At 69.7% G+C, this 5212-nt stretch carries 8 protein-coding genes; 5 read left to right on the plus strand and 3 right to left on the minus strand.

From position 1 onward, the window contains the following. Positions 1–44: 44 nt before the first annotated feature. Positions 45–221 (minus strand): hypothetical protein, encoded by a 177-nt coding sequence (locus tag ACFQ7Q_RS37545; protein ID WP_376085933.1) that lies wholly within the window; start codon positions 219–221, stop codon positions 45–47. A gap of 128 nt (positions 222–349) precedes the next feature. Between ACFQ7Q_RS37545 and ACFQ7Q_RS37550 the strand changes: the two genes are divergently transcribed. The 5 genes from ACFQ7Q_RS37550 to ACFQ7Q_RS37570 all read left to right on the plus strand — a co-directional run bounded on the left by ACFQ7Q_RS37550 (position 350) and on the right by ACFQ7Q_RS37570 (position 2866). Then, on the plus strand, positions 350–601 hold the full coding sequence (locus ACFQ7Q_RS37550; protein ID WP_376085935.1) for a hypothetical protein: 252 nt from the start codon (positions 350–352) through the stop codon (positions 599–601). A 4-nt stretch (positions 602–605) separates the two neighbouring features. Further along, positions 606–869 (plus strand): hypothetical protein, encoded by a 264-nt coding sequence (locus ACFQ7Q_RS37555; RefSeq protein WP_375847188.1) that lies wholly within the window; start codon positions 606–608, stop codon positions 867–869. Between the two features lie 323 nt (positions 870–1192). Then, complete coding sequence (locus tag ACFQ7Q_RS37560) at positions 1193–2020, plus strand: hypothetical protein (protein WP_376295816.1); 828 nt, start codon at positions 1193–1195, stop codon at positions 2018–2020. 13 nt (positions 2021–2033) lie between these two features. Next, positions 2034–2585 carry a telomere-protecting terminal protein Tpg gene (gene tpg, locus ACFQ7Q_RS37565; RefSeq protein ID WP_375847186.1) on the plus strand — a complete coding sequence of 184 codons (552 nt, stop codon included), beginning with the start codon at positions 2034–2036 and terminating at the stop codon, positions 2583–2585. A 110-nt stretch (positions 2586–2695) separates the two neighbouring features. Continuing rightward, a complete protein-coding gene (locus tag ACFQ7Q_RS37570; protein WP_375847185.1) occupies positions 2696–2866 on the plus strand; it encodes a hypothetical protein in 171 nt (56 codons plus the stop codon). Positions 2867–2997: 131 nt separating this feature from the next. On the opposite strand, the gene ACFQ7Q_RS37575 is transcribed toward ACFQ7Q_RS37570, so the two are convergent. After that, positions 2998–3444 (minus strand): hypothetical protein, encoded by a 447-nt coding sequence (locus ACFQ7Q_RS37575; RefSeq protein WP_375847184.1) that lies wholly within the window; start codon positions 3442–3444, stop codon positions 2998–3000. Then, positions 3441–4253 carry a ParA family protein gene (locus tag ACFQ7Q_RS37580; RefSeq protein ID WP_375852391.1) on the minus strand — a complete coding sequence of 271 codons (813 nt, stop codon included), beginning with the start codon at positions 4251–4253 and terminating at the stop codon, positions 3441–3443. Before ACFQ7Q_RS37580 ends, ACFQ7Q_RS37575 begins: the two co-directional genes overlap by 4 nt. Between the last annotated feature and the right edge of the window lie 959 nt (positions 4254–5212).

Here is a 5212-nt window from a genome sequence, read left to right on the forward strand (position 1 = left end):
GCCCAGCTCGAATGGGCCGGAGCACGACGGGCTACGCCAGCCGACTACAGCTCGCCGCGCCGCTCCAGCTCGCGGGCGATGTCGTTCTGATCGGCGATCGCGTCCACGTCCATCGGGGTCCGCGTCCGCTTGATCAGCTCGTACTCATAGCGCAGGTCCTCAGTGGACTGCGTCCGGCTGTGCTCGATCGACGCCGAAGACGGGCTCTTCCGGATCCTCATGTGCATTTCCTTTCATGGCGATTGATGCCGTTTCAGCCGGTCCGGCTGGCGACTGGCCAACCATGACACAGAACTTCTCGGTAAACAACCCTGCTTCAGTGGGCGTTGCGTGAGCTATGCTGTGCAGCATGGAAATTCCCGAGAAAGCGCAGGCCGAGGCGCTGGCGCGCGTGGCGGAACTGGGCACCCAGCGCGCCCAACTGCTCGCCGACGCCAAGGCGCTACTGCCACAGATCAAGGAAGCCGCCCTTGCGGCCGCGCGAATCGATGCCCCGCGCTCCCGCATTCAGCAGCTCAGCAAGGTGAGCACAGCCGTTGTCTACGGCTGGTTCGATGAGGCGGGCCTGCCCAAGCTCAAGGGCGGCAAGGGGGGTGTCTGACCAGATGGACTACCAGCGACACAATGTGGCTCCCCCCGGGCATGCCGACCTGCCGTTCGCCGGGGACGCGTCGCTCGCAGAGGTGCTGGGTGTGATTGACCAGCTCAGCGCGCTGGGCCGCGACCTGCGGGCCACGGTCCCCACCGCGAGCCTGCGGGGGAGTCAGTACCTGCGGGCCGCAGACCTGGCGCGATGGATCGCAGACGCCGCCGACGAGTTGCACCAGGACCTCAACCAGGACTCGTCAATCCCGCTACAGACCGACTGAGACCCGAGCGTTATTTCAGTACGCGGAATCCGCGTCCCGGCGACGCCCTGACTGGGCGTAGCCTGTCCCGCACAAGATCCAGACAGACAGCAGAAAAGCCACCCACCAGTTGCCCGAGAGTTGGCGCTCTCGGAGGTGAACGGCTTTCCGCTGGCCCTTGCCAAGGCTCGTTCTGAGTGTAGCGGTCGGTTTTTCGACCGGACACCGGGCGGGCCAGAGAGAGGCCCCACATGGCGCACCCGTCACCTGATGACTGCGCGTCCTGCCGCCGGATTTTCGGCGAGCTGGTTGAGCACGAACTGACCACTGCCCCCGGTACCTCGTTGCCCGCTGCCGTGCTGGCGGAGCGTGTGGGGCTGGTGCCGCGCGTCCTGCGCCGCCACCTCACCGAGCTGGTCACCGCTGGGCGCATTGATGTGGACCGCCGGACGCCTCTGCCGGGCGCCAGCGTCGGCCGGGCCCGCCCCCTGCCCACCTCGCCGAGCCCTGCGGAGTGGGCCGCGTCCATCCAGACCCGCGACCGCACCTGCTGCCGTCTGCTGGCCGCGCTGGCGCTCCATGCCGGTGCCGACTGGACCGGGCAGGAGCGGCAGGAGGATCTGGCCCGGGCCCTCGGGATCAGCGTGCGCACCCTGCGCACCCACCGGGGGCACCTGGAGGATGACCAGCTGGTGCGCTGGGACCGGCGCGGCCGGGTCCGGGGACTGCCGGACCGCTACACCCTGTTGTCCGGCCTGATCCGCCTGCCCGACGTGCCCGAGGAGTGGGCAGACCTGCCCTGGGCGGAGGGCGCGGCCGTGGACCTGATGGATCAGGTCTGGTGGCTGGCTGGACTGACCGACGCTCAGCACGAGCGCACCCGGCGCCACATCGCCCACCTGATGACCAACGGCTGGACGGCCGCCGAGCTACTGGGCCGACTCGATCGCATCCCGCCGACCGAGCACGTCAGCCACCCGTACGCGCTCGCGCAGTCCTTGCTGCCGGTCCGGGGAGAGCCGCCGGTCGCCACAGCGCAGGAGGTGACTGGCGGACGGGGCCCGCTGGCGATCGTGGATTGCGCCGGGAACTGCGGGCGTGCCGTTCGGGGCGTGGCCGGAGTGAGCACCTGCCGAGACTGCCGCCAGGCAGCAGCACCTGCACCGTTCTGAGGGGGAGACGGACATGGGGATCATCGGAGACGCGCTCAGTCGCGCCGCACAGGCAGCGTGGACGCGCCCGCTGCCGAAGTCCGCAGGGGCTCGGCTGCGGTTCCTGCTCAAGCGCGAGAAGGGCAGCACCCGCGCCGTGGCTGACCGGCTGGGCGTCAGCCAGCGCACCGTCCAGCGCTGGGCGAAGGGCGAGCAGCAGCCGACCGGCAAGCGTGCCGCCGCACTGGAGCGGGAGGCGGCCCGCGACTGGCAGCCCCGGGTCACCGCCGAGGCACAGCGCCGTTCCGCCCGGGACGGCCTGGTGGTGGAGACCCGGGCGCGGTTCGGGTTCACCGCCGCGCCTGGCACCACCGACGACGGCCGGATGCGGCGGATCACCGAGACGCTGCCGCCGGACGTGAGCGGGAGGATCTGGGAGGCGTGGCGCTCCGGAGATGAGGAGCAGCTGCAAGAGCTGGTCGGGCAGGGGCTGGGGTACTCGTACTTCCAGGACCGGGGCCGCCGCGCTCAAGGACTCGACGTAACGCTCACCGATGTCGACTACATCGAGCTGGGGGAGCTGTGAGCACAGATGGAGAGCCGGCTGAAGCGCCGGCCGACAGCACGAGGCAGACCGCACAGTGCCGGTGCCGCTGGTGCAAGCTCGCCCCGTGGGCACTGCCCACGGCGGCCGCCGTGCTCGTGGTACTCACCCTGGCCCTCGCGGCCGGGGGCCGGTACCCCTGGCCGGTCGATGCGGCGGTCTACCTCGCGACCGCCACCATGGTCTATGCGGTGCTCTCTGGGCCGGTGATGCGGCAGCGCTGGCGCCATGAGGACCGGCTGTTCAACGAGCAGGACCGGTAGACGGAACAAGGATGGGGCCCGCACCGTCGTGCGGGCCCCGGTTCATCGCAGGTCCCCCCATCGTCGCCAATTGGCGACAGCTCTGCACCCCGACCCACCAGACTTACAGAGTCCGGAACTGCGGGAGTCTGTCAGTCCTGAGTCCGGCGGCGCGGGGCCAGCGAGGCGAGGAGTTCGGCCTCCGTGTCCCCGCGGAGCCGTCCGGCGCGCGTCAGGAGCAGGTCGACCGCAACCCGGATCAAGGTGTTGTCCGTGATGATCTCCGAGCGGTTCCGGCGCTGCCCGGACACCCTGCGGCGCAGTGCCGCCAGCTCGGCGAGCTGGTCCGTCCGCAGACGCGTCTCCTTGCGCTCCAGGCTCTGCCACTTCGGCCCGTCTGCCGAACCCTGAGAGTCCGAGACTTCCGAACTCTCGGACTTTGTAACTTCAGAAGTCCGGGAGTCCGGGAGTTCCGAAGTTGGCTCGGCTTTTGGCTGTTCAGGAGCGGAGATGCTGCCCACCAGCTGTTCGACCTCTGGCACCAATGGCTGACGGATCGGTGACTCGGACGGCACCGTGGAGCGTTTGATCCGGGTCATGCGATCGCCTTCCACAGCCGCTCGGCGCCCGCCGCGTACACGTCGCGCATCTCCTTGCCCCGGGCGCCCAGAGCGGACAGCGGCATGCCTTCGTCCGCCGCGTCCTTGACCACCGATCGCTCCGGAATCGCGTCCCAGACCCGATCCGGCCCGAAGATGGCCGGCAGGCTCGTGAGGTGGTGCGCGTGGCCGGCCAGCCGCCCATCGACCTTGGAGGGGATCGCCGCGAGGAACCGCAGTTCCGCGTTCGCCAGCTCGGCGAGCGTCTGCGGATCCTGGACGAAGTCCCGAAAGCGGGTGGCGCCCTCCACCCCGTCGTACTCCGGCTCCACCAGGGCAACCGCCCAGTCAGCCGCGGCGAGGCCGAGCTGCGTCAGGTGCCCCAGCGAGGGCGGGCAGTCGATCAGCGTCACGTCGTGCGCCTCATCAACCCCCTCCAAAGCGCGCGCCAGCCGCCCGCGAGCGCCCATCACCGCCGCTTCCGCGATGCGGTTCTCCAGATCGAAGCGGGCCGGGAGCACATCGATCCGCATCCCGTACAGCCCCTCCCAGCCACACGGCACGATTCCGTCCGCCGCCGCGCCAGCCTGCCCGCTGCGGACCACCTCGCTCACCGAGACCGTGGCGGCCTGGTCCACCCGGTAGGGCCGCGCCAGCCGCCGCGAGGTGTTCGCCTGCGGATCCAGATCCACCACCAGGACCCGGCGCCCGGCATCCGCCAGCGCCGCCGCCGTGTTCACCACCCACGCGCTCTTGCCCACCCCGCCCTTGTTATTGCCCGCTGCCACGCGTCTGCTGCGTCCCACCATCAACCTCCGAACTCTGTAACTCCGGCACTTCCGTACCCCGGAAGTACACCACCAGAGCGCCCTCGCTTCGGGCGGACCCGCCCGAAGCGTCAGCCGGCCCTTTCACCGCGGGCCGCTGTGCGCCTCGCTGACGCCCCCGCACCTCACCTCCCGACAGGTGGGGCCGCCGGGGGAGCGCTGAGGGGCTCTCAGGCCTATCTGCGGCGCAGCTGGCGAGCGAATCGGCGCACGGCTACCTCGCGGGCGATCGGCGGCCCGAGGTAGCACGCCAGCACCGGAGCCGCAGCCAGAGCGAAAGCAGCCCATACCCCCCATAGCTGACGCATCAGCAGCACGCCCCCGATCAGCAGCAGCAGACCCACCGTCACCGCGAACGCGTGCGCCTCGTCCCGCTCCCGATCTCCCATCACGCACCCCCGCCCGTGATCACCGAGCCATCGAGCGTAGGTGCCACCCCCAACACCGGCACCCCGATTCACCGCACCACGCCCGGACGCAGGATCCGAACCGGCAACTCAAAGTCCCCCCCCCCCCCCGAAGTCCCGAGTTATCCACAGGCAACGGGCAAACGCACATCGAAACGCACGCGGATCGCACCTGGATCGCACAATTCCGGGGCCTACTGGCCGGTAAGGGGACTCTGAATTGCCGGTTCGGGTCCCCCCCTCCTGACCTGCGAAAACACCAGTTTCGAGCCCCTCGTCATCCACAATTTTGTACCAAGGGGGACCCGAGATTGCCGGTAGGGTCCCCCACCTCTGACCTGCGAAAACGCCCTCCAGTTTGTACCAAGGGGGACCCAGAATTGCCGGTTCTCTAGTAGTCCCCCTCCCCCATCACCGGCACCGCCGCGCCTGCCGCAAAGCGGCAACGGCGCCGGACGGCGGGCCGCGAAGCGGCACGCATCGTCTCGTCACAGAGCGCAGCGATGTGTACAGGGGCATAGCGCAGCTATGCCC

This window comes from Streptomyces sp. NPDC056527 (assembly GCF_042794475.1).
In the GTDB taxonomy this organism is placed as follows: domain Bacteria; phylum Actinomycetota; class Actinomycetes; order Streptomycetales; family Streptomycetaceae; genus Streptomyces.

Bases quoted from the DNA above. Each gene is read 5' to 3' on its own strand.
- ACFQ7Q_RS37580 (WP_375852391.1), bottom strand. From the start codon at position 4,253: ATGGTGGGACGCAGCAGACGCGTGGCAGCGGGCAATAACAAGGGCGGG.
- ACFQ7Q_RS37575 (WP_375847184.1), bottom strand. From the start codon at position 3,444: ATGACCCGGATCAAACGCTCCACGGTGCCGTCCGAGTCACCGATCCGT.
- tpg (WP_375847186.1), top strand. From the start codon at position 2,034: ATGGGGATCATCGGAGACGCGCTCAGTCGCGCCGCACAGGCAGCGTGG.
- ACFQ7Q_RS37545 (WP_376085933.1), bottom strand. From the start codon at position 221: ATGAGGATCCGGAAGAGCCCGTCTTCGGCGTCGATCGAGCACAGCCGG.
- ACFQ7Q_RS37550 (WP_376085935.1), top strand. From the start codon at position 350: ATGGAAATTCCCGAGAAAGCGCAGGCCGAGGCGCTGGCGCGCGTGGCG.
- ACFQ7Q_RS37555 (WP_375847188.1), top strand. From the start codon at position 606: ATGGACTACCAGCGACACAATGTGGCTCCCCCCGGGCATGCCGACCTG.